The 303-nt window shown below is 67.7% G+C and carries 1 pseudogene; it reads right to left on the reverse strand.

The window, feature by feature from the left end:
• Window positions 1-243 (reverse strand): annotated as a pseudogene (locus F0U44_RS22435) (phosphoenolpyruvate carboxykinase (GTP)); the annotation flags it as partial.
• Window positions 244-303 lie beyond the last annotated feature (60 nt).

The raw sequence follows: 303 nt of genomic DNA on the forward strand, positions 1-303 counted from the left end.
GACGATCGTGCGCTCCTCGGCGCGAGCGGTGTCCTTGAAGTAGGACCGCGAGTAGTAGCTGCCCTCGCCGGCCGGGAGGAGCTCGCCGGTCGCGAGCGCCAGCTCGATCTGGCGTGCGTCCTCGGACGCCGTTACGACCTCCACGTTGTCTGCGCCGGTGATCCCAGCCCAGCGCGCGACGTAGTCGCGGACATAGGTGTTGGTGAGCCCCGCCTCATCGAGAACCCGCTCCACATCGACCATCAGTCTTGCCTTTCGCGTCCGTTTGGGGGGGGGCACGCTACCTCACGCTCAGGTGCCCGA

Origin of the sequence: Nocardioides humilatus (assembly GCF_008373755.1) — a bacterium.
In the GTDB taxonomy this organism is placed as follows: domain Bacteria; phylum Actinomycetota; class Actinomycetes; order Propionibacteriales; family Nocardioidaceae; genus Nocardioides; species Nocardioides humilatus.